Origin of the sequence: Fodinibius salipaludis (assembly GCF_002287075.1) — a bacterium.
Lineage (GTDB): Bacteria > Bacteroidota > Rhodothermia > Balneolales > Balneolaceae > Fodinibius > Fodinibius salipaludis.
Genome location: NZ_NSKE01000001.1, coordinates 278,516 through 301,665 on the forward strand (window position 1 = coordinate 278,516; position 23,150 = coordinate 301,665).

The window sequence follows — 23,150 nt, forward strand, 5'->3', positions numbered from 1 at the left end:
CTTTTCTCCCGAAAGCTTGTTTCCGTCATCAATACCGGCAGGTCTTCTGGCTTACTCCACTTTTAACAACCTTCCCATCCAATAATTATCAGGACAGTGGTTTATGAAGGATCAAAAGCTGTCGGAGCTTACAGCAGCGGGGACTGCTCCGGACTTTCCCAAATTAGGGTACACCGGATTCCCGTTTTAACTGTATTTCAAACGAAATACAGACCTGTATTGAATCAGTAAGTAAAATTAATTTCTGCTCTTGATAATAACGGTATTAATATTGAGAAGCCAATTTAGAATGAACTTGATAATGAACTTATCTTTAAAGATTAAAGCATGTAATAACACTTCCATTTCTGTATCACTCTTTTATATTACCATTCTAAACATTTCACCAATTTAACAACTATTATGATCAAACGATTGGGTACGCTCTTTTTAGGCTTATTTCTTGGATTTTTACTGGCTTTCACCTCCGTACACTTTATAAATGATGATATTACGCCCAAGGTGGTTTCGGAGGCCTCGAAATTAATCGGTATTGACTTTACCGCGGCAGAGCGGGATTCAATGATCGCTGAACTCGAATCCAATAGAGACTCATATCAAAGCATTCGAGATCTCAAACTCGATAATGGTATTCCTCCGGCACTGAATTTTAATCCCATTCCACCGGGAAAAATTATCAATAAAACAGATCAACCGATCGACTGGAATTTGCCGGAGGATGTGAACCTTCCGGATAACCGATCTGATCTCGCTTTTTACACCGTTGAAGAGCTCGCATCGTTAATTAAACAACAGAAAATATCTTCAGTTGAACTGACAAAATTCTTTCTCAAGCGTATCACCCAACATGGCGATACGCTTGAGGCCATCATTACTGTTACTGAAGAAATGGCTCTGGAGCAGGCCAAAAAGATGGATCAGGAACTTGCTAATGGAAACTATCGAGGGCCGCTTCATGGTATTCCGTACGGACTTAAAGATTTATTTGCTGTTGAGGGATATAAAACCACGTGGGGAGCAATCCCTTACAAAGATCAACAAATAAATGAAACAGCAACAGTAGCCAAAAAACTGGAAGAGGCCGGAGCAGTTTTAGTAGCAAAGACAACCTTGGGTGCTCTGGCTTTTGGAGATGTTTGGTTTGATGGCAAAACCCGAAATCCCTGGAATCTTGAGCAAGGATCAAGCGGATCATCAGCAGGTTCTGCAGCAGGTACCTCGGCGGGACTCTTTCCCTTCGCTATCGGAACCGAAACCTGGGGATCTATTATTTCTCCATCCAACAGAACCGGAACAACCGGATTGCGCCCTACCTTTGGACGCGTAAGTCGACACGGAGCTATGGCATTGAGCTGGAGCATGGATAAAGTTGGTCCCATTACTCGTTCTGTCAAAGACGCCGCTCTCGTTTTTGATGCTATTCACGGCCCGGATGGAAAAGACCAAACGGTGTTTGATCTTCCCTTTAACTACAAATCAGATATTGATGTCAGTGATTTAAAAATCGGATACTTGGAATCTGCATTAAAAAGTGATTATGACAATAGGCAGCGAGACAGTCTTACACTGGCAAAACTGGAAGAGCTTGGCGCCGAACTCATTCCCATTCAGTTGCCGGACTATCCTGTCTCGGATCTCAGTTTTATTTTAACAGCTGAAGGGGCAACCGCTTTTGATCAGCTTACTCTCAGCAACAAAGATGATGAGATGGTTCGACAAGGAAAATCAGCCTGGCCGAACCTATTTCGATCCGCACGTTTTATCCCGGCGATAGAATATATTCAAGCAAACCGAGCCCGCCAAGTACTCATCCAAAAAATGGATTCGGTGATGCAGCAAGTGGATATGTACGTCTCTCCCACCTACGGGGGCAACAACCTCTTGCTTACTAATTTAACGGGACATCCCTCAGTCATTGTCCCCAACGGCTTTACGGATGAAGGACAGCCCACAAGTATTACATTTATTGGGGATCTATTTGATGAGGGACGCATTTTAGGTGTTTCGCAGAAATATCAGCAGGCGACAGATTTCCATACCAAGCATCCCAAAATGTTTACTCAATAATTATTCACAAAACCTATTTCTTCAAAGGCTGCATGATTAACATTCATGCAGCCTTCTTTATTCATCATTCCTAAAAATTGCCCCCCCCCTCTTAAAAACCCTGTAACTTTTTTTCTGATCTGTCCGTAATGTAAAGCAGATCGTTCTTAATTGAAAAATCTTTCAAAACCAGAAAAAATTACATGAAGACGTTAATAAATTGGGTTGTTTTAGGATCACTGTTTTGCCTGTCAATTACTGCAAGTTCTTGTAGTTCAGAATCACAGTCAAAAAATGTAAGTGACGAGGATTCCACTTCTGCCATTCCGGTTGAAATTGCCAAGGCTACCAACGGCGATATTTCAGCTTACTACTCAAGCACGGCTACACTTGAAGCTGAAAATAAATCAACGGTAGTATCGAAAGTCAGGGGAATGGTAAAAGAAATAAGGGTTGAGGAAGGCGATTTTGTAAATGCTGATGAGGTACTTGCTCAATTAGAGGATGAGCAGTTAGAATTAGAAGCTGAGCGGGCTAAGGCTACCATGGATCGCCTGCAGAATGAGCTCAACCGAAAAGAAGAACTATTTAAGAAAAATCTTATCAGTGCCCAGGAATTTGAAAACGCCAAATTTGAGTACCAGGCTCAAAAATCAGAATACCAATTGGCCCAACTAAAGATTAAGAACTCAAAAATTCGAGCTCCCATAAGCGGGGTTGTATCAGATCGACTTATCAAGGTTGGCAATATGATTAACACTGATCAAGAAGTATTCGAGATTACTGATTTCGATCCCATTTTGGCTGTTCTAAAAGTTCCGGAACATGAAATGTCAAAAATCCAGAAAGGTCAACAAGCTCTACTTCAAGTCGATGCCATTAAAAACGAATCGTTCGAAGGCAAAGTCTTGCGCGTAAGTCCCACAGTAGATCCCCAAACAGGTACTTTTGAAGTCACCGTATCTATCAAGGATGAATCAAAACAACTAAAGCCGGGCATGTTCGGGCGCGTGCGTATTGTGTACGACACCCATCAAAATGCCCTAATGATACCCAAGAATGCTGTTATCGAAGAAGATGGTATGAGCAGTGTATATGTTATTAAAAACAACCTGGCTCACCGAAGAACTATCAATACCGGTTATTCCAACGGAGACAATATCGAAGTGCTCGATGGTTTAGCACCTTCTGATACTGTAGTCACTATTGGACAAAGCAGTCTCCAGGATAGCGCTTTGGTTGATATTGTATCCTTATAACTAACATTAGCTTATCATTATCTAAAAGGGATTCACTATGAAATTGATTGACTTTTCTATCCGCCGCAAGGTAACCATTGCCATGTTTACCATAGGTATTATCCTTTTTGGGATGGTTTCACTCAGCCGATTGAATATCAACCTGCTTCCAGAACTCAGCTATCCGACACTTACTGTGCGAACTGATTTTGAAGGTGCTGCTCCTGCGGAAGTCGAAAACCTGGTGAGCAAACCTATTGAGGAAGCATTAGGAGTTGTAAAGAATGTACAGCAGGTCCGCTCTATTTCTCGATCCGGCCAGTCTGACGTTACCCTGGAATTTGCCTGGGGTACCGACATGGATTTCGCCAGTATCGACGTGCGCGAAAAGCTCGATGCCTTGCAGCTTCCGCTGGAGGTAGATCGCCCGGTTATACTTCGTTTTGATCCCTCTCTGGATCCCATTATGCGGTATGCTTTTTATATCAAGGATAAAAACCCCGACCAGCCCAAAAATGTTGACTATGCAAGTTATCAGGCAGAGGAATCGGTTGAACAAATAAGCAAACTCAAACAACTGCGTCGATACGCCGATGAACAGATAAAGAAGGATTTGCAGTCTGCACTTGGAGTTGCCTCCATTAAAATAAGCGGCGGATTAGAGGAAGAAATAGAGGTGGCTGTCAATCAGGATCGGATGTCACACCTTGGAATTTCGATCGACCAAATTACACAGGTGCTCGGAGCTGAGAATGTCAATTTATCCGGGGGACGACTGGAAGAAGGTACGCAACAATATCTTGTGCGGACGCTCAACCAGTTTCAGTCTGTCGAGAATATCAAAGATGTTGTCATTAGCAGTCAGGATGGCAATCCCATTTATTTAAAAGACCTTGCCGAAATCAGCCAAAGCTATAAAGAACGAGAAGCTATTACCCGGCTCAATGGCCAAGAAGCAGTAGAAATAGCCATTTATAAAGAGGGTGACGCCAATACGGTCAATGTTGCCAAGAATGTAGAAGCTCAGATGCAAAATCTGTCTGAGCGTCTTCCCGAAGGAATGGAAATGACTAAAGTGTTTGATCAATCTACGTTTATTTCTTCTGCGGTCAGCGAAGTTGTTGATGCCGGAATAATTGGCGGGATTTTGGCCATCATTATCCTGTACCTGTTTCTTCGCAACCTCTGGGCTACCGTTATTATTTCTTTGTCGATACCGGTGTCGGTCATTGCCACTTTTAACCTGATGTACGGTAATGATATTACTCTTAATATTATGTCACTCGGTGGTATTGCACTGGGTATCGGCTTGCTGGTTGATAACTCCATTGTGGTGCTTGAAAATATTGCACGTCACCGTGAAATGGGGAAAAACCCTCTAAAAGCTGCCAGTGATGGTGCGGGAGAAGTAGGGATGGCCGTAGTTGCTTCTACCCTCACAACCATTGCTGTATTCTTTCCCCTTGTTTTTGTTCACGGTATAGCGGGGCAGCTTTTCCGTGATCAGGCGCTGACGGTAACGTTTTCTCTGCTGGCTTCATTAGTCGTTGCGATAACATTAATCCCGATGCTTTCTTCACTGGCAGGACGAGAAAAATCAGAAGTTGAAAAGCCAAAGCTGAAAGAGCCTAAAACAAAAGTAGGCAGCTGGATGCGGACAGCCCGGATATTCACTTTTGAGACCGTCCCAAGCTATATCGTAAAGGGTGGGTCTAAAGTTATTAGCGTTATCAGCAAGGGGGCTATGTTTATTTTAAATCCCATGTTAAACGCTTTTGAAAAGTGGTTTGACTCGCTGGAAGATAAATATCCCACTGTTTTACGATGGTCATTACGCCACCGCTTCGTGGTTATTTCCTTCGCCTTTTTAAGTCTTTTGGGTTCACTAATGCTGGTACCACAGCTGGGTATGGAACTTATTCCCTCCCTTTCACAAGGGGAATTTAATGTAGAGTTTAATCTTCCTCCGGGAACTCCTATTGAACAGACCGACCGAGCCCTCCAGAAAGTTCAGCAGGCTGCTCGTGATATTGACCCCATACGAACCACTTTTGCCGTGGCGGGAACCGGTAACCAGATGGATGCTAATCCCAACCAGGGAGGCGAAAACTGGGGCGAACTGAATGTTACTTTAGCCAGCGGTGCGGGTCGTTCTCTGGAGGAAACCACCATGGATGAACTGCGGACCGATTTACAGCGTATTCCAGGTTTAAACTACAAGTTTTCACGACCCGCTCTGTTTACCTTTAAAACCCCGGTTGAGGTAGAAGTATCCGGTTATAACTTGGATGATCTGAAAAAGGTCAGTGACCATATTCTCGAGAAACTGTCTTCTAATGGACGTTTTGCCGACGTAAAATCTACCATGGAGCAAGGCAATCCCGAAATTCAAATTACCTTTGATCGTCCAAAGGCAGCATCTCTTGGTTTGCAAGTGCATGAAGTTGCTGATCTTATCGTCAGTAAAGTACGCGGAGACGTGGCAACACGCTATTCCTGGCGAAATCAAAAAATTGATGTGCTGGTCCGTGCAAAAAAACAGGATCGCTCATCAATCGAGGATATTGAAAATATCATCGTTAACCCTAACAGCGGATCCCCAGTTCCACTATCGAGTATTGCAAATGTAGAAGTTGCCACCGGGCCGAGCGAAATCCGCCGGGCAGCACAACAGCGCGTAGCTCTCGTATCCGCTAATTTAAACTACGGTGATCTTGCCACTGCTGCGGAAGAAATTCGCAATATTATTGATGAAACAGCAATTCCAATGGGAATACAGGCACAAGTAACCGGTCAAAACGAGGAGATGGCTGATTCATTCCGGTCCCTCCTTTTTGCCCTATCACTGGCAATATTCTTGGTCTATCTGGTGATGGCTTCACAATTTGAATCCCTGCTTCACCCCTTTATAATTCTGTTCACTATTCCACTGGCACTGGTTGGGGCTATTCTTGGTCTGTGGATTACGGGATCAACCATCAGCGTCGTCGTATTTATCGGATTAATTCTGCTGGCCGGAATTGTGGTAAATAATGCCATTGTGCTGGTAGATCTGATCAACCAATACCGCGAGCGAGGGATGAATAAAATAAAGGCCATCCTTGAGGGCGGTAAATCACGGCTGCGCCCTATTATCATGACGACACTAACAACGACGCTCGGACTTTTACCATTAGCAATAGGATTCGGGGATGGCGCCGAGCTAAGAGCACCGATGGCCATTACGGTTATTGCGGGGCTCATCATCTCGACCCTGCTTACCCTCATCATAATACCAACGATGTACGCAATTATGGATCGCAAAGTGTATAAGAAGCAACCGGCAATAGAACAATCAGAAAATTAAAACGGGGGAACTGCTATTATGAAATTCACTGATCTTTCGTTACGGCGGCCGGTAACTACGATGATGATTTTTATCAGCTTTGTAATTATCGGAATCATTGCCAGCCGGATGGTGCCGCTGGAATATTTTCCCGATATCTCTTTTCCCGGAGCGTATGTTTCTGTTCCCTATCAAAACTCTACCCCCGAAGAGATCGATCGCAATATTACCCGGCCGATCGAAGAAGCTATTGCAACCATTAGCGGTATCGAGCGGATAAGCTCAACCTCCAGTGAAAACCAGGCCGGTATTTTTGTACAGTTTAAGATGGGATCGGATATCAGCCTTAAAGCTATGGAGCTCAAAGAAAAGATTGATGGTATTCGAAACCAACTCCCGGACGATTTAGAACGCTTTACCGTCAATAAATTTTCCGCGCAGGATAATCCGATGATGAACCTGCGGATTTCCAGTGAGCGGGATCTTTCAAACGCCTATGAACTCTTAAATCGTAATCTCAAACAACGTATCGAACGCATTCAGGGCGTAGCCCAAGTAGATCTGTACGGAGTTGAACAAAGACAAATCAGAATTGAGCTGATTCCCGATCGACTCAAATCACACAACATCAATCTTAATGAACTTGCTCAAAGGTTGCGGCAAAGTAACTTTTCGGTAACCGCCGGAAAAGTCGAAGATGCCGGTAAACGTTACCTGGTACGTCCAACGGGAGAACTTACCAAACCCGCAGAATTTGCCAATCTTGTTGTCGGACCCGATAATCTGAAGCTACGAGATATCGCAACGGTTGGCTATGGAAGCCCCGAACGCGATTACGGTCGCCACCTTGATCAAAAATATGCCATCGGGCTGGATGTCTTTAAAGAATCAGGTGCCAATACAGTGGAAGTTGGCGATCGCGTGATAGCTGAAATTGATGAAGTCAACAAACTGCCCGAAATGCAGGGTATCAATATTTTTGAGATGCATAACCAGGCGACGGGTATAATCAGTTCGCTTACCGAGCTCTTCAAAGCCGGGTTGTTAGGGGCCCTATTTTCTGTCATCATCCTTTACCTGTTTTTGCGACGCATCAGTACAACGTTAATTGTAGCCTTGGCCGTCCCCTTCTCACTTGTCGTTACACTCGGACTGCTTTACTTCATGGAACTTTCGCTCAATATCCTATCCATGATGGGGCTGATGCTCGCCGTTGGTATGCTGGTTGATAATGCGGTAGTAGTAACTGAAAACATTCATCGCAACCAAAATCTGATGGATGACAAAACTGAAGCCGTAAAACGTGGCGTTAAACAGGTGGGAATGGCTGTTACCGCAGGTACATTAACTACAATTATTGTATTTCTGCCCAATATTATCAGTGAAGATTCAATGATCGCTATTCAGCTCTATCATGTTGCTATAACGATTATTTTAGCGCTTTCAGCATCACTCTTGATTTCGCTCACTGTTATCCCCCTGTTGACTTCTAAAATAGCACCACCCGAAAAGAAAGAACAAACAGATTGGGTTGATAGTCTGCAGGATTGGTACGGTGGCATGCTCAGCTGGTTACTCAAGCGCAGATACCTCTCTGTAGCCCTCATATTAGGCACACTTTTAAGCGTTGCTGTACCGATGAATGCCGTTAATGTAGAAATGTTTGGATCCTCAGAATCCCGGGAACTTCGGTTACACTATAACCTTAATGATACCTATACCCTCGAAACCGTAGAGAAATCCGTAAGCCATGTCGAAGAATTTCTCTACGCCCACAAAGAAGATCTCGAAATTGATGCCGTCTATTCCTATTTTGAAACCGGTTCTGCAACTTCAACTATCCTGTTAACGGATGAGGACGATGCTCAAAAAGATGTTACGATTATCAAAGAAGAAATCGAAGAACAAATGCCAAAAATTGCCATCGGCGATCCCTCTTTTGAATACCAAGATCGTACCGGCGGTGAGCAACTGCGTGTTTTTGTAATTGGCGAATCAACTGAAGTACTTGCGGATCTTGCAGAGGAGGTCGAACGACGCTTGCAAGACGTACCGGGCCTTGCTGATGTTCGATCAGAGGCCGAAACCGGGACCGAAGAAGTTCAGGTTCAAGTAAATAGAGAACGGGCGCGTAATATGGGAGTATCCTCTCAACAAGTGGCCAACCTGGTTTCCAATTCCATGCGTGGGATGAATTTACGCCGAGTCCGTGGCGAACATGGAGAAACAGATGTCGTACTGGCCATTCAGGAATCTGACCGAAAGACGATTGAAGACCTTATGCAACTGCCGGTAAATATTGACAATGGGGAATCGGTACAGCTGGCATCATTGGCTGATTATAAGATGGATCGTGGTCCGAGAACAATACAACGAGAAAATCGCCAAACATCACTTGGGATTACCATCAACCTTGACGATATAACAATGGATAAGGCCCAAGAGCGTATATTTCCTGTTTTAGACCAAATCAATTATCCTTCCGGCTACGGATGGAGCAAAGGGCGAAGTTTTCAGCAGGATCAGGAAGCAATGGACGAGATGATCGTTAATATACTGTTAGCGATGTTTTTGATCTATTTAGTGATGGCTTCGCTTTTTGAATCGGTTCTATTTCCCTCCAGCATTATCACCTCCATATTTTTTGGAATCGTTGGGGTCTTCTGGTTTTTCTTTATTACCGGGACAACCTTCTCCTTTATGGCAATGATTGGTATTCTCATTCTGATGGGTATTGTCGTCAACAACGGTATTGTTTTGATAGATCACATTCACCAGCTGCGAGAGATGGGATCATCCAGGTTTGAAGCCATCATACAGGGCTGTAAAGATCGAATGAGACCTATATTAATGACGGCCGGAACAACCGTTCTTGGGCTGGTTCCGCTCTGCTTTGGTACTACTCAAATTGGCGGTGATGGTCCACCCTACTTTCCCATGGCACGAGCGATCGTCGGCGGACTCACCTTTTCTACGGTGGTTACTCTCGTCATTTTACCAGCAATCTATCTTATCCTCGATGATGTAAAACTATGGGGAAATCGTGTTTGGCAAAAAGGGCGAAGTAAATAATCCTGTAACCATACTCCGAGTAACAGGTAAGATTCCCGGTATCTTATAAATATCGGGGATTTTCTTTATTTCAGATACCAGTCAGATTGTTTACTTTCCTTTTTTTAATAAAAAGTAATATTGTGAGCAATATAACCTTTCAGGAGACCTTCAAAATAAGGGCATCAGAAATTAACTTTAATCAGCGGGCAACGTTACCTGCCATCTGTAATTTACTCCAGGAAGTTGCCGGAAATCATGCCCGCGAGCTTGAATTTGATATCACCGACCTTCAAAAAGATGAACTTACCTGGGTATTGCATCGACTTCATGTAAAAATGGATCGCTTCCCTGAGTGGAGAGAAACGATTACGATAAAAACCTGGCCATCGAGCGGTGATGGCCTACGCGCTTATCGTGACTTTTTAATTAAGGGAGAAAACAACAACGTTATCGGCAGATCATTGAGCTATTGGCTCATCATGAATATCCAAAGTCGTCGCCCTGCTCGAATCCCGAAAAAGATTCTTGAGATGGCCCCTGATAATACTGATCACGTCCTTCCTGTCAATGACCCCAATTATTCCGAATTAGATCATCCGGATTATTCACAACAATTTAAAGTTCGAAAAACAGATCTTGATCTCAATCGCCACGTGAATAATGTTCATTTTATTGAATGGGCCCTTTCATGTTTACCGGAAGTTTCGTCTGTCAATGAAATCGATATTCGGTTTATGGCAGAGTCGGTTGCGGGAGATGTTGATATTGCTGAGGCAAAAAAACATTCTTCCGATTCAAGTAACCAATATTATCATCAGATTCGAAGAGCATCTGACAATAAAATTTTAGCCAAGGCAATATCCAATTAAAATGCCCAACACTTTCAAAGTATCGGGCACTTAAAAATATATTTGCACTTCTCTAAGTAACGTTTAGCCCCAGTTAGGTGCAAAACTTGGATCAACAAGACGCATCGACTTCTCAAGCTGATCAATACGTTCAAAATCCTCGTCTTCGAGAAAGAAATCGAAAACATCAAAGTTTTCACGCAGATGCTTTTCACTTGAAGCTTTTGGAATAGCTACAACATTTTCCTGCTCAATTAACCAGCGCAAAGAAATTTGTGCGGGAGATTTTCCATACTTTTCAGCAATCTCCTGCAATTCTTCATTTTCCATCACTTTGCCTTGTGCCAATGGACTGTATGCAGTAATCATGATGTCATTTTCGATTCCATAATCAAGCAGATCAAGCTGATCTATAAAAGGATGAAACTCAACCTGATTACAAAATATTGGGGCACGAATTTCTTCTTTTACTTTGGTAAGCAAATGCAGGGGAAAATTACTGACTCCAATATTCATCGCTTTTCCCTGGTCACGAAGCACCAGCATGGATTCAATCGTGGCACGCAGATCATACTGATCATTCGGCCAGTGAATCATAAGCAAATCAACATAGGGAGTATCTAACTGTCGCAGCGTCTCCTCTGTAGATTGAAGCACATCATCAGCTTCGAGATTCGTATGCCAAATTTTTGTACTTAAAAAGATATCTTCGCGAGGCACATTTGAAACGTTCAGCGCCTCAGCTATCGCTCGCTCATTTTTATACATTTGTGCGGTATCGATATGTCGATAACCAATTTCAAGTGCTTTCCGTACAATTTGTGAACACTCTCTATCGTGAAGTTTGTACGTTCCAAGACCAATTTCGGGCACTTCAAGACCCTGAATATTTTTGTATTGCATTTGTATTAAAAGGAGTACTCCATTCTTGTTAGGATTAAAATCACTGTTTCAACAGTTTAAAATACATTATGATTCATTGAAAATAGAGAAAGTAGATTAGATCAAAAAATCTATTATTTATTATGCGGTTTTCATAACATATTTACCTCTAAAAAAACACTACAATTCCCTTCCTGCAGCCTATGAGGTGTATTCTGGCCCCACGGGTAATATAAGCTGTGCAAAAATATAATTCGGCATAACAAATAATCATTCAACTAATACTACTGCGAAATACTAAAAAGAGTTTTTCTACTTAATCAAAGTCATTTTTCGGGTAAACACCTCATTACCCACTTCAAAACGGGCAATATAAATACCACTCGGCATGTTACTGGCATTCCAGGTTTCTTCGTGTGTTCCCGCTTCCACCATTCCATCAACTAATGTAGCTACTTTTTGACCAATCATATTCCAGATTGTCAATTTCACTTCCATATCCTCGGTTATTTCGTATGGAATTGTGGTCGTAGGATTAAATGGATTGGGATAATTAGGATTCAACTTAACAGATTCAGGCAGATCTGTTCCATTTGATGTTTCAAAATTTGGACTCATCGAGAGTACAAACCGGGGATCTTTTTCACTGGCTTTTCTTTTATTCAAGAGCTCTTGGTTCTCAATGGTTTCTTTTTGTCCGGTTGATAAAAGTGTAAACTGATATTCCCGAGCAGTACGAAGATCAATTTCTCTATCTGTTTCCTTATCAATAAGCTTGACATCCCATTCATCGGGAAGATTATCAATATCATCCCATCGAAAGGTCAATTTCGTACGCCCATTGGCATCAAAAGAAAGTGGAATCTCCAAATTACTTTCTAAATCCTCAGGCAACACATTTTTCTGAAGTCGTGTATTACCATGAGTACTGAATAGGTTAATTGAATTGGGATTCAAAGACAACAACTTATAGGCATCAAAACGATCTAACTCTACAGTGCCGTTATCACTGAATTCGAGCGTATAGGTGTCAAAATATTCTTCTCCATGCAATCGTACATCAAATGCAAAAGAATCATCAGTGCTATTCTTGTATAATTCAGTACCAGTATTTGATTCTAATACACTTTTATCAAAAGTAAATGTTTCTTCATTCATTTCATTGGTAAAACGCACAAAGAATGCCTGAAAAGGAGCGATCAGACCATCATCAGATAACGTAATATATTTACCGTTCCCACCATCTGCTTCGTGATCCCAAACATATATATTCGCATTCACATCAGGATCAACATCTTCCAAAGCATCAATTAAGGCTCCAACAGAAATATCTGTCCCAAATGGATTACCCAATAGATTCCAACCTTCATCACCATCTATTCCACGCTCTCCGTCGAAGTCACGCGCTGACACCGTTACATTAACCCTATTGCTGTTCTCAACTCCATCAGTAGTAATAACTTTTGAAAACCCACCTTGTATACCCGGAGAATTAGACTCTTTATCTTCAGGTACATATACGATATATCCTTTCCCCGGTGACATATTATTTGACATATCAGAAGGAACCGTAAATGACCGCTGGTCCTCAGACCAACCTGCTAAGGTTAGATTACCTGAAGGATCATCCGAGCCCGGAACACCCTGTATCCGTAAGTTACCGAACAGATCAGCAAAAGAAGTATTTTCGGTAGGCGTTGAAATCATTCGCCATCCCGCCGAACCTCGAATACCCTTTGCATATTTTGAGCCAAAGGCCTTTCCATCAACTTTAGTACCGGGAGATAATAATATACTTTTATCACTAACAGTGGAATGATCTACAAAATCACCTGTAATCTCCGGATCCCTGACAATTGACTCGTTATTATTTGCAGAAGGATAATCTAAGTTTATCACATCATTACCTTCTGAATCTTCAAGTCTTATAATATCCCCACCGTTATCCAAACTTAGTGTTGCGGATTCACTACTACGTTGAATCAATGCACCACCATAATTACCTTCGGTATTTACGTCATCATCACCGCTAAAAAGAACTAAAGCACGGTTGCCCGGTAATACCGTACCGTCAGGAAAAGTATGCTTTAGATCCGATTCCTGAAAAACTTTCCATCCACTAATATCTATATCCGAATCCTGATTATTTACAAACTCAATAAATTCACCAGTACGAGCACCACTACCATCAGCAGGATTAGCATATATCTCATTAATCACGATATCAGGGATATCATCATCTTTAATGGTAAGCGTCAATACATCCGGACCAATGATAGTACCATCAGAAATATTTTGGAGCTGAAAAACGGCCTTTTCAGGGCCCTCAAACTCACTGTCATTTTCTAAGTTTAGTGTAACAGTTTTGGTTGTCCCATCTCCTTCACTACTTCCAAAGCTGATAGTTTCTGTACTGAATTCGCTTCCCGTCTCATTATAAAAATCATCACCACTTTCGGCTGTACCGGAACCACTCAGATAAGCTATATCTACATCGACAGCTTGATTATTGGACTCCACCAATTCGACCGTAAGTTCTGCAGTAGCACTATTCTCCAATACATCTATAGCTGAAGTATTAAATGCAACAGTGGGGAGATCAACTAATGAAAAAGAAGATGTATTAAAAGCTATACTTTGATCACCTGTCCCCTCTGTAGTTAACCAATTATTTTCAACTTTTCGAATTTCTTCTTTCAGGGTCGAAAGGGTTGCTTCCCTTGGACCTACATATTCTCCATTCTCATTAATGTTAGAAAGAGCTGTAGTACCATCATTTAACCCCATATTATTTAATTCACTGTCATCCCAAGCATCATCATTTGTAATAGCAAACAAAAAAGAAGAAGGGTTGTCGTCAGACGTGCTCAAATAAAAATATAACTCGTCATCTCCATTCGTTAAATTAAAATTACCTGATATATGAGAAACCGTTCCGTCGTCTGAAGCCGTTTCAGAATCAGGATTAATTACAACTACTTTTCCGGCATTAAAACCTCCTTGCGGTACTGTATAAGAATATACGCCTTCATTTCCACTGAAACTTTCAGATCTGCCATCCCAAGAACGGTCGGTAAAATAAATGGTGGTTCCGGATGGAATATCAACAAAAGTAGTTATTGCAAAGTTATCATCCCCATCAGAATTAACACCAATAACAGCTAAATCTCCTGTTGACTGGCCATACCCCTCCTGTAGGGCAACGCCCAAAAGAAGTATAACTACAAGAAATATTTTTAGAAAAGGATTACTCGGTAGCCCTATTCCCATACACTATTTTTTAGAAAATGGACAATTATGCAATTGTATATCATTAACTAATTACGTGTTTTTCGTAATCTTTTTCAAAAAATTAGAACACTATATACAGACTTATACATTTTTTAATGAAAAAGATTACAATTTTTGCAACCTGTTTCTACTTTTCTGTTTCAAAACACCCAGTGTGTTGGTATTCATTTTTGTAATCATCTCATATTTTTCCCGGGCCAGAGTAAGTTGATCTGTCTTTTCCAATAGTCGTGCTCTATTATATTGGAATATGATGTTCTCCGGATAACGAGCAGATAATGCTTCTAAATGCTTCAATGCCTTTTTATCCTGTCCCTCCCGTTCATACAAATATGCCAATATCATTTGGGCGTCATTCCTCACGTAGCTATCCGACTTTGCCGCTTTTTCCAAAGCATCAAATCCCTCCTGCATATCGGCTGACATTCCTATCATGTTAGCAGCCCATTTCAATCCATTAGGTACGCTGCCTGCCATGTAGTAAAACATGCCTTTGCCAATTAATGCTTTGGGATCGTCGGCATTAAGTTCCAAGAGCTGTCGCGTATATTTAAATCCTGTCATTCCACTTTCCAGGGCCTCCTTGTAGTTCTGCTCCGCAGCGGCTACTAAACTACGATATCCATACAAACCACTCAGCATTAATACCATTGTGGTATCACTGGAGTTTTTATTGAGCTGATTTTTGCTAATCTCAATGGCCTGCTGGGATCGTTTCAGAAACTGATCGGCCGCTTGAGACGAATTATTACCAAAATAATACTCCCAGAAAGGAATCATTGCCTCAAAAAAATAAGCCCTTGAATCACCGGGCTTTTTCTGTTGAAGCTCCCTAAAAACAGAACTGGCTTCTATCCAGTCAGTCCGATAAAAAGCATCAATCCCATTCTCCAGTTTTTGCTCATAGGATAAAGAATCCGCTTTAATACCGGTGGGAGCAGCAACTAAATTACTCGAGATAATGCTGCATAAAATTAAAAACCACAATAGCTGAATCAATTTCATATACTCGGGACTTCTGTTTTTATATCACATCATTAGGTAAAGCTAAAAATCTATATGATCTTATATATCAGAAGCCAAACAATATATTGAGATAGAAGCGTTCGGGCTACCTGTTTATTCATCATCAAAATGCATTTCGCCCAACAAACCTTCGGTATGGGCAACAGCTACTGCAACCGCAGCATCACCGGTTATATTCACCGCCGTTCTGCACATATCCAAGATTCTGTCAACTCCCAAGATGAGGGCAATACCTTCGACGGGAACCTGTATAGCCTGTAAAACAATAACGAGCATAATAATCCCCGCACCGGGTACTCCTGCAGCACCTATGGATGCCAATGTAGCGGTGAGCACAATTGTTATCTGCTGAGCGATTCCCAAATCCATCCCCAATGCCTGCGCAATAAATACCGCAGCTACAGCTTGGTAGAGACTGGTTCCGTCCATATTAATAGTCGCTCCTATGGGTAGAACAAAGCTGGAAACCTCTTCATCCACACCTACATTTTTTTCGACGCGCTCCATTGTTACGGGTAGCGTAGCTGCACTGGAGCTGGTACTGAATCCCAAAAGCATTGCGGGACGAATAGCTTTAAAAAAGTCACGCAACTTCATCTTGCTAAAGAGCTTAAACAGTCCGGAATATACGATCATCAAATGCAAGAATAATCCTAAGATAACAACGAAGGTATACCAGAACAGTGCTCCCAGCAGGTCCAGTGCCTGACCAATGTCATCACCCGCAAGATCTACAATCACTCCCGCCATGAGGGCAAAAACGCCATAGGGAGCAACTTTCATTATTAAGTCTACTATTTTGATAATGACCTCATTCAGGGAATCAAAAAAGTTGATTAGCGACTTACTTTTCTCGGATGGTATCTGCATGAGACCAATCCCCATTAGAAGTGCTACAAAAACAACCTGAAGCATATTGCCATTGTCAGAAGCGGCCTGGAAAAAGTTTTCAGGAACAATATCTACCAAAAACGACATTGGGCTTCGATCCAATACTTCCTGAGCGGATTGATCGGCTCCCTCAATATTTTCCTGATAACCTGACATCAGTTGTTCCTGAGTCTCAACCGGTAAAAAGTTTCCGGGCTGAATAACATTTACTACGGTCAATCCAATTGTAATCGCCAGCATAGTAGTAACAATATAGATGCCAATAGTTTTACCGCCCATTCGTGAAAGCTTGGCAATATCGTTCAGGCTAGTCACCCCTACAATAAGAGAAGCTAAAATCAGCGGTACGGCAATAAGTTTCAACAGATTTATAAATATCGTACCGAAGGGTTGTATATAGTCAACCGTAAAGTCAGAAAAGCCCCCAACACTGGCCACCAATCCCCATATTAATCCCAGTACAAGTCCAATTATTATTTGCCAGTGCAGTCGTTTATACCATACTTTTTTCATGCAAAAAACAATTTTGAAATTATTGCCAGTAAGCCGCCGAAACCTGTCGAAATTGTATTTACTAAATTATTCGAAAAATCAATTTCTACATCGACAGCCGGTAACATTACCGAACGTTTATTCTGTTGAAAAAGAGCACCAAGATAAGAATCAATAAGACATCCCAAAACGGCAGCTATAAAAATGCAAATAAAAACGGAAAAATGAAGTGAAAAAACGTAAACACTAATACCCGAAATCATTACAGCAGCAAAAAAAGCCGCTGTTGTCCCTTTTATACTTACGCCCCCATCCGTCCCGGGCTTTACCTGTTCAAAAGTTGTTATCAAATAGGTACTATTCGAAGTTCTGCTGCCAATCTCTGTAGCCCAAGTATCAGCTGCAGCTGTAGCAATTGCAGCTATGGCTCCAATCAAAAAAATCGGGGCATTAAAAATGGTAACAAATATCAGGAAAGTAACCAGCCAAAATCCATTTGCCCAAACTTGTAACCCATCTCTTCTAACACTTTGTGAAATATTTTCTGCACGCCACTTTGATCGATTTGAAATAACAGTGCTACTTACAAAAAACAGTAATAACACTATAGCCAACTTCCATCCACCGAGTCCAAAAGCAAAAGTGCCAATAACAGTTGCTGCAAACATACCATCGAGTGACAGGCTGCGAAAGAAAAAGGCTGCGAAAGAAAAAGGGGCGGCTAACAAAACCCCAAGCAGTATATTCCACTGCTGTGTGGTATTAGCTGCAGTTATAAATACGACAACCGCTACAAATAAGAATAAAGCATTCAGCTTGCGATCCATCGGGCCAATTCAAAAGATTGTCAGGATTTTTTTGAGGAGCCCCAATCGTGTTTAAGGATAGCAACAATAACGGCTGCATAACCGCTCATAATAACAATCGGAGAAACATAAAGTGATATAAAACCTTCTACTTCATTTTCAAGATACATCGCAGAAAAGCCGATAACAACCAGCAACAATCCCAAAGCCAGAACTTTATAATTCCAGGCATCGAAAATCATCGGTTGCTTAGAACTACTGCGTCCGTGTTTTTGTGATCCCATTGTGAATAAACATTTTTAAAATACGTTATCAATGAATGAACAGTGTAACGAAAGAAGTTCTATTTTCTTTCATCTCAATTCAGCGGCTAAAGTAACGATTGATTTATTGAGCTACAAAAATACTGTAAAAGTATAGAAGTTACCATGATCAATATCGCCCCCCCCCATTTTACCAGATAGTTCTTATTTTAAATGACTCATTTAAGATGTATCCTCTTTTAATATGGAAATATTGATTTAATTATTTAATTAAACTCCCCCTTTCATTTTGGAAACCATTATCCTTGCCTCCGGAAGTCCCCGACGAAAAGAGCTTCTGCAAAAAATAGGTATTACTTTTAAGGTACACGCCAGCAAAGTTAACGAAGACTATGAGTCCCATTGGTCCCCAAACCAAATTGCAGAAACTCTTGCTGAACGAAAAGCCCGAGACATCGCTCCCAAATATGGTAATGCATTGATTATAGGTGCTGATACAATTGTGACCCATAACGGTAAAATCCTTGAAAAGCCTGCTACTCCATCAGAGGCAAACACAATGCTGCGGCAGTTAAGTGGGCATTCACATAAGGTGTTAACGGGCGTATCGTTATTAAAAACAGATGCCTCAAATAACATAACTGACCACAGAACGTTTGTTGAGACAACAAATGTGATATTTGGGGAATTAAACCCAACACTCGTCAACGCTTACGTGGCAACAACAAATCCGATGGACAAAGCCGGAGCGTACGGAATTCAAGATCCACACGGCACCCTATTCGTTGAAGCAATAGAAGGAGATTATTACAATGTAGTGGGATTTCCGCTTCACAGATTTTATAATATATTGACATCATTTGCACCAAAGCTCCTGTCGCAGCAAAACCTTTATCAGTATTCCGATGACTCTTAAATCCTTTTTGAAAAGAACCTTGCTTTTGGCTTTCCTTTCGGTGGGAATACTTTGCCATCAACCGGGATTTGCCCAAGATAACGAAAGGTATTTTAATGCCGACCAACTGCTCAAGGAGCAAAAATACGAGGAAGCGGCTAAACAATTTGAACAGCTCTATAATAAAGAGCCACAACGCTACTTGTATCTAAATAAACTTATCGAGAGTCTCATCAATCTCAAGAAGTATAAGAAAGCTATAACAATATTAGAAGAAGCCGTTCAAGATGGCCGGCATCGTCCGCAAGCAAAAATTCAATTGGGAGAGATATATCACACCAGCGGCAATATTGAGCGTGGAATACAGATCTGGAACGATATCCTTAAAAATTACCCGGACAACCAACAAGTATATTTGAATGTTGCCCGTAAGGCCAGCGATCGGAGAGAATACGATAAAGCCATTGATATTTATAAGGAGTTGCAATCCTTCTCGGGGCAATCAAATCTTATTTCCTCGGAACTGGGAGAAACCTATATGCAGGCAGGCAACTATGAAAAAGCAATGCGTGAATTTCTCGAATTAGTACAAGAAAATCCCAAACAGCTTAGTTATGTACAGCGTTGGCTCATGCGCTTCCGGGATGATCATATTTATGATGTGGCAATCCTCGAGATCTCTGACTTTTTGGATGAGCTTTCCCCCTCTCATCCCAGCTATAATAATCTTCAACAGCTGGAAATATGGTTGCTGATGGAGCGTAAGCTTTTTAAACGAGCAGTAGCAACGGCAAAAAATATTGAGCAGGAATCATCAAATCTTACCTATAGCCTCTACAATATTGGATCTAAATTACTGGCTGAGCAAAAGTTTGAGCTCGCCGGAGAAGCTTACTCTTATTACATAGACAATAATGTAGCATCTCTGGCAAACAGAAGCCGCGAAGAGCTGGCCAACGTATATATGCAGTGGGCGCAATACCTCGAAAATCATAATTTGGACCTTAATTCAACTCCCTCATCTCTTTATCAGAAAGCTTTTTCTACCCTTAATACCCTTCGTACTAACGCCCCTAATTATCATCGCATGGATAAGGTATTGACCACGCTAAGTGAATTATCGCTGGATGTCCTCCATGCACCTGACAAAGTCGAAAAGTTCCTTAGTGAGCTACAAAATTTATCCGGCGGAGAACAAAAAAAGTCCAGACAAGCATATTTAGAAGGACGCTTACATCTTTATGATGAAGAATATACACGCGCACGAGTTTCTTTCTCAAAAAGTAATAAACAGGAACGCATTGGAAATTTGGCTGAAAAAAATCGCTATTACCTGGCATTAACCGACTTTTTTGCCGGGGATTACGAGTTTGCCAAAATCCAACTGAATGCACTCGAACGGCAAACCACCTCCTATTATGCCAACGATGCCGTTCAGCTGCGACTGTGGATTCAAAAAGGCTTACAGGCCGATAGCACAGGATCAAAAATTGAACCTTTCGCTAAGCTCATTGAACACCTTTCTCGCGGCGAACAACAGCAAAGTATCGCTACCCTGGAACAGCTATTTCAAAAAGACCGCCAAAATCCATTAATTGGATACGCCCTACTTGAATTAACGACCAAAAAAAAGAAACAGAATGCCGCATTTATCTATCGTGCCTTGACCACTCATTTAGAAACGCAGGGCGATAATACTGCACTTCGAGAACAACTTCTGTGGGTAAAAACACGGATGGCCGATCAGCTGATAACAAATAGTAATATAAATATTGGGCAGTTACAGTTAACCGATAAACAAACTCAAATATTGGGCGATAACAATCTTGAAATTCCACAAACAGTAGATCAATTGCTATCCCTTTACGAAAAGCTTTTACTACAATTTCCCAATGGATTTTATGCCACATTTGCACGCGACCGCATTCAGGAACTTGAAGAAATACAGGTCTAATATGATGCTACGCTCCTTTTTGATATCGCTAATGTTTGTTCTCTTTGCAAGCCTGCCGGGATTGGCTCAGGACAAGCTTTTTATTCCGATGGATGCCTCCCAAACCAACCATATTAAAGCCTATGGGATCATTTTCAATAATCTACAGGATGGTAATTCGTCACAGTGGCTGCTCAATTATAAGGGAGGTAGTTTTATAACAAATTATTCTGAGGACCTGGTCAAAAAATCCCATCTCAGAAATGTAAAAATCGAGGTGATATCAAATTCCGAGGCTGCCCAAATCATCAGTCAGGTAGAACAGCCCGATGCCAATACTTCTGTCATACAGCTGGATAAGGCTCCCAAAATTGCCGTATATACGCCCAAGCAAGCGCTGCCCTGGGATGATGCTGTTACTATGGCCTTGAACTATGCAGAGGTTGAATATGATAAAGTCTGGGATCCCGAAGTGTTGAATGGAAAACTTTCGGAGTATGATTGGCTGCACCTGCATCACGAAGATTTTACCGGACAGTATGGTAAATTCTGGGTCTCATCGCGTAATCAGCCATGGTACATTAAACAGGTACGCAAAATGGAAGCTATGGCTCAGGAATTAGGATTCAATAAAGTAAGCAATGAAAAAAAAGCAGTGGCAGCAAAAATCAAAGAGTATGTCGGCAACGGTGGATTTATGTTTGCCATGTGCTCAGGCACTGATACTTTCGACATCGCACTGGCAGCACAGGAAGTTGACATCGTGCCCACCCAGTTTGACGGCGATCCCATGGATCCCAATGCACAACAGAAACTTAACTTTGAGAACACTCTGGCATTCACTGATTTTATACTCAGTTCTGATCCCGCAGAATACGAACATGCAGATATCGATGTTCCTGTTCAAATTGATGAGGTAGATCAATCAATCGACTTTTTTACACTTTTTGAATTTTCGGCTAAGTGGGATCCGGTACCCACCATGCTAACTCAAAACCATGTTAGCAGCATTCGCGGGTTTTACGGACAAACAACGGCGTTCCAGAAGGATAAAATCAAAGAATCGGTTGTCATTTTAGGTGAAAGTCCGGGCCGGAATATGGTCAAATACATCCACGGTAATTACGGACAGGGAACTTTTACCTTTTATGCCGGTCACGATCCCGAGGATTATACGCACCGCGTGAATGATCCGCCCACAGATTTGAGCCTACACACCAGCAGTCCCGGCTATCGGTTGATTTTAAATAACATCCTGTTCCCCGCCGCTAAAAAGAAAAAACGAAAAACGTGATTCAGAGCTCAGCAGAAAATTAGCAATAGACCATAATTTTTAATTCCTAATTCTTCATTTTTAATTCACAATGGCAGACAGCAGAAAACCGACCCAAAATTTTGATGACCTTGTTGAAATCGTCCAGATTCTCCGTGACGAATGTCCGTGGGACCGTAAACAAACTCACCAAAGTATTAAGGATAACCTCATTGAAGAAGCGTATGAGACCATTGAAGCCATTGACAATGAAGAGTTTGAAGAGCTCGAAAAAGAGTTGGGGGATGTTTTATTACACGTCGTTTTCCACAGCCGCATGGCTGAGCAAACCGATACGTTCTCTATCAGCAATGTGATTTATTCAATTCAGGAAAAACTCATACGCCGCCACCCGCATGTTTTCGGGGATGAAGTAGCCGAAGATGAAGAGCAAGTGGCCGAAAACTGGGAAAACATCAAAATGAAAGAAGGCAAAAAATCGGTACTGGATGGAATCCCCAAACCGCTTCCCGCCCTCATCCGTGCCCAGCGTATGCAGGAAAAAGCAGCAAATGTGGGATTCGACTGGCCGGAGTTCTCCCAGGTTTGGGAAAAACTCGAAGAAGAGCTCCAGGAATTTAAAGAAGTATTAGAAGAAGGCGACTCACAAAAAAGTCGGGAAGAGTTTGGCGATCTGCTTTTCTCTTTAGTAAATGCCGGACGCTTTTTCGATCTCAATGCCGAAGACAGCCTTCGGTCAACGAACAAAAAATTCATCCGGCGATTCCAATACATCGAAAAACAACTTGATCAAGAAAATAAAACGCTGTCTGATGCTTCGTTGAAAGATATGGACAGCTATTGGAACGAAGCAAAAAAATAAAATATCCATTAGCAGGTCTTCGATT

15 protein-coding genes and 1 riboswitch are annotated in these 23,150 nt (G+C 41.8%); of the genes, 9 read left to right on the top strand and 6 right to left on the bottom strand.

Annotation, left to right across the window (positions count from 1 at the left end):
- Positions 1-19: 19 nt before the first annotated feature.
- Positions 20-233: riboswitch (cobalamin riboswitch) on the bottom strand.
- Positions 234-402: 169 nt separating this feature from the next.
- The 5 genes from CK503_RS01170 (at position 403) to CK503_RS01190 (ending at position 10,532) form a co-directional block, all read left to right on the top strand.
- Entirely contained in the window at positions 403-2,067 is a 1,665-nt protein-coding gene (locus CK503_RS01170; protein ID WP_095604946.1) for an amidase, read from the top strand.
- A 182-nt stretch (positions 2,068-2,249) separates the two neighbouring features.
- A complete protein-coding gene (locus CK503_RS01175) occupies positions 2,250-3,305 on the top strand; it encodes an efflux RND transporter periplasmic adaptor subunit (protein ID WP_095604947.1) in 1,056 nt (351 codons plus the stop codon).
- A 37-nt stretch (positions 3,306-3,342) separates the two neighbouring features.
- A complete protein-coding gene (locus CK503_RS01180) occupies positions 3,343-6,630 on the top strand; it encodes an efflux RND transporter permease subunit (protein WP_095604948.1) in 3,288 nt (1,095 codons plus the stop codon).
- A gap of 18 nt (positions 6,631-6,648) precedes the next feature.
- Entirely contained in the window at positions 6,649-9,681 is a 3,033-nt protein-coding gene (locus tag CK503_RS01185) for an efflux RND transporter permease subunit (RefSeq protein WP_095604949.1), read from the top strand.
- A gap of 122 nt (positions 9,682-9,803) precedes the next feature.
- Complete coding sequence (locus CK503_RS01190) at positions 9,804-10,532, top strand: acyl-[acyl-carrier-protein] thioesterase (protein WP_176466176.1); 729 nt, start codon at positions 9,804-9,806, stop codon at positions 10,530-10,532.
- 63 nt (positions 10,533-10,595) lie between these two features.
- Here the strand turns inward: CK503_RS01190 and CK503_RS01195 are convergent, their stop codons facing one another.
- From CK503_RS01195 to CK503_RS01220, 6 genes are all read right to left on the bottom strand, one after another.
- Positions 10,596-11,414, bottom strand: coding sequence for an aldo/keto reductase (locus tag CK503_RS01195; RefSeq protein ID WP_095604951.1), 819 nt, complete (start codon positions 11,412-11,414; stop codon positions 10,596-10,598).
- Positions 11,415-11,705: 291 nt separating this feature from the next.
- Positions 11,706-14,663, bottom strand: a complete 2,958-nt coding sequence (locus CK503_RS01200; protein ID WP_095604952.1) for a lamin tail domain-containing protein — start codon at positions 14,661-14,663, stop codon at positions 11,706-11,708.
- Positions 14,664-14,789: 126 nt separating this feature from the next.
- Entirely contained in the window at positions 14,790-15,689 is a 900-nt protein-coding gene (locus CK503_RS01205) for a tetratricopeptide repeat protein (RefSeq protein ID WP_095604953.1), read from the bottom strand.
- Between the two features lie 114 nt (positions 15,690-15,803).
- Positions 15,804-17,114, bottom strand: a complete 1,311-nt coding sequence (locus CK503_RS01210) for a dicarboxylate/amino acid:cation symporter (RefSeq protein WP_095604954.1) — start codon at positions 17,112-17,114, stop codon at positions 15,804-15,806.
- On the bottom strand, positions 17,111-17,920 hold the full coding sequence (locus CK503_RS01215) for a DUF92 domain-containing protein (protein WP_095604955.1): 810 nt from the start codon (positions 17,918-17,920) through the stop codon (positions 17,111-17,113). The genes CK503_RS01210 and CK503_RS01215 overlap by 4 nt, the downstream gene beginning before the upstream one ends.
- A 20-nt stretch (positions 17,921-17,940) precedes the next feature.
- Positions 17,941-18,183 (bottom strand): hypothetical protein, encoded by a 243-nt coding sequence (locus CK503_RS01220; RefSeq protein ID WP_217988290.1) that lies wholly within the window; start codon positions 18,181-18,183, stop codon positions 17,941-17,943.
- Positions 18,184-18,451: 268 nt separating this feature from the next.
- On the opposite strand from CK503_RS01220, the gene CK503_RS01225 reads away from it, so the two are divergent.
- The 4 genes from CK503_RS01225 to mazG all read left to right on the top strand — a co-directional run bounded on the left by CK503_RS01225 (position 18,452) and on the right by mazG (position 23,125).
- On the top strand, positions 18,452-19,078 hold the full coding sequence (locus tag CK503_RS01225; RefSeq protein WP_095604956.1) for a Maf family protein: 627 nt from the start codon (positions 18,452-18,454) through the stop codon (positions 19,076-19,078).
- A gap of 25 nt (positions 19,079-19,103) precedes the next feature.
- Positions 19,104-21,011: a tetratricopeptide repeat protein gene (locus tag CK503_RS01230; protein ID WP_176466177.1), complete on the top strand. Its 1,908-nt coding sequence runs from the start codon at positions 19,104-19,106 to the stop codon at positions 21,009-21,011.
- Position 21,012: 1 nt separating this feature from the next.
- Complete coding sequence (locus CK503_RS01235; RefSeq protein WP_095604958.1) at positions 21,013-22,284, top strand: asparagine synthetase B; 1,272 nt, start codon at positions 21,013-21,015, stop codon at positions 22,282-22,284.
- Between the two features lie 70 nt (positions 22,285-22,354).
- Entirely contained in the window at positions 22,355-23,125 is a 771-nt protein-coding gene (gene mazG / locus CK503_RS01240) for a nucleoside triphosphate pyrophosphohydrolase (protein WP_095604959.1), read from the top strand.
- The last annotated feature ends 25 nt before the right edge of the window (positions 23,126-23,150 follow it).